Origin of the sequence: Gemmatimonas sp. (assembly GCF_041689975.1) — a bacterium.
GTDB lineage: Bacteria > Gemmatimonadota > Gemmatimonadetes > Gemmatimonadales > Gemmatimonadaceae > Gemmatimonas.
On record NZ_JBDNFF010000227.1, the window covers coordinates 1 to 1,891 of the forward strand.

Here is a 1,891-nt window from a genome sequence, read left to right on the forward strand (position 1 = left end):
ACGCGGAGTTTTTGGCGAATGAAGTACCGGGCGTAACGGTGCCCAAGGAAGTGCTGGACCGTATGCGCAAAGCGAACGACAAGAGTAAGGAGCACGCGCTGGCGGAGGGTATTGCGATCGCGCGGGAGGCGTTGGAGCGGGTGCGTGGATCAGTGCAGGGCGTGCAGGTCAGCGCGCCGTTCGGTCGGATCGAGTTGGCGCTGGAAGTGTTCGGATAACGGGCCGACTGTCCTCCACTAATCCAAACGATCTATGTGTGGAATAAACGGCACGATCCGCTTTCGCTGCACGGTGGACCGCGCGCTGCTCGAGCGTCAGCGTGACACCATGGTACACCGCGGTCCCGATTCGAGTGGGCTTTGGTGCTCCAACGATGGCCGTGTGGGGTTTGGACATCGTCGGTTGGCGATCATCGATCTCACGCCCGGTGGCCACCAGCCGATGATCGATACGGAAACCGGATCGGTCATCACCTTCAATGGCGAGATCTACAATTTCGTTGAGCTTCGCGATCGTTTGCGCGCCAAGGGGCATGTATTCCGTACGCACTCCGATACCGAAGTCATTCTTGCCGCGTACCGCGAATGGGGCACCGACTGCGTCGAGCAGCTTGGAGGAATGTTCGCGTTCGCCATTTACGACGAATCCAGGCAGCGTGTATTGCTGGCGCGTGATCGCGCTGGGGAGAAGCCACTCTTCTATCGCATCGACGCCGAGCAGTTCTCGTTCGCGAGTGAAGCAAAAGCGCTGTTGGCCGACCCGACCTGTCCGCGTCGCGTGCGAGCACAGTCGCTGAACGAATACCTCGCGTACGGTTACGTGACCGGCGAGAACACGATGTTCACTGATATCCGTCGGGTAGCGCCGGCGGGTCGCGCGGTGATCGACCTCGCAAACGGTACCGTTTCCCACGATCGCTACTGGTCGCTGCCTGTCACTGCGCCATCCGCTGCGACTACGAATCCCGAGGCGCTGGTCGAGGAACTCCACGAGCTGCTCAAGGCATCCGTACGGCGTCAGTTGATGGCCGATGTGCCCATTGGCGTGCTACTCAGCGGCGGCGTGGATTCTAGTATCGTGACCGCTGTCGCCGCCGAGGTGAGCGGCAGCCGTATTCGCACGTTCACGGCGCGGTTTCCGGGACACGGCGGGTTCGATGAGGGCCCGTATGCGCGCATGGTGGCCGACCACTTGGGCACGGAGCATATCGAGCTCGAAGCGAAGGCCGCGGACGCGTCGCTGTTACAGTCGCTCGTGGCGCAATTCGACGATCCGATCGCAGACTCGTCGATGATTCCGACGTTTCTGGTTTCTCAGGAAATCCGGAAACACGCTACGGTGGCAATAGGCGGCGATGGCGGCGATGAGCTGTTCGGCGGTTACCATCGCTATCCTGTACACATTCGGCAGGAACGTCTAAGAAAGAGAATCCCTTCGTTCGCGCGATCGATGGCAGCGGGTGCCGCATCACGGTTTCTTCCCGAGGGAGTTCCAGGGCGTGGTTTTCTCTCCGCACTTGCCGGAGACGTTGGCGCCAGCATAGCGAACGCCGGCCGCATTTACCGGGATGATGAACGCCAGGCGTTGAGCAAACCCGTAGCGGGACTCGGTCGGCACGCGTTAAGTGGGCCTGAGTTCAATCGCGCCAGTGCGATGAGCGACCGGACGTCCACGGTACAGCGCGCTACGGCTGTCGACTATAGCTCCTACATGGTCGACGATGTACTGGTCAAGGTCGATCGAGCGAGCATGCTCACGTCGCTCGAGGTTCGCGCGCCATTTCTTGATACGGACGTCACTGAGTTCGCATTCTCGAAGGTGCCCGACGCAATGCGCGCCACCGAAAATGCGCGCAAGGTCATTCTCCGTCAATTGGGTCTGAAGCTTCTCC

The 1,891-nt window shown here is 60.7% G+C and carries 1 protein-coding gene and 1 pseudogene; both read left to right on the plus strand.

The features are described from left to right. Positions 1-218, plus strand: a pseudogene (locus tag ACESNG_RS14235) (bifunctional homocysteine S-methyltransferase/methylenetetrahydrofolate reductase); the annotation flags it as partial. A 34-nt stretch (positions 219-252) separates the two neighbouring features. Next, the coding region (gene asnB, locus ACESNG_RS14240) for an asparagine synthase (glutamine-hydrolyzing) (RefSeq protein ID WP_373069477.1) at positions 253-1,891 on the plus strand (1,639 nt) is incomplete at its 3' end.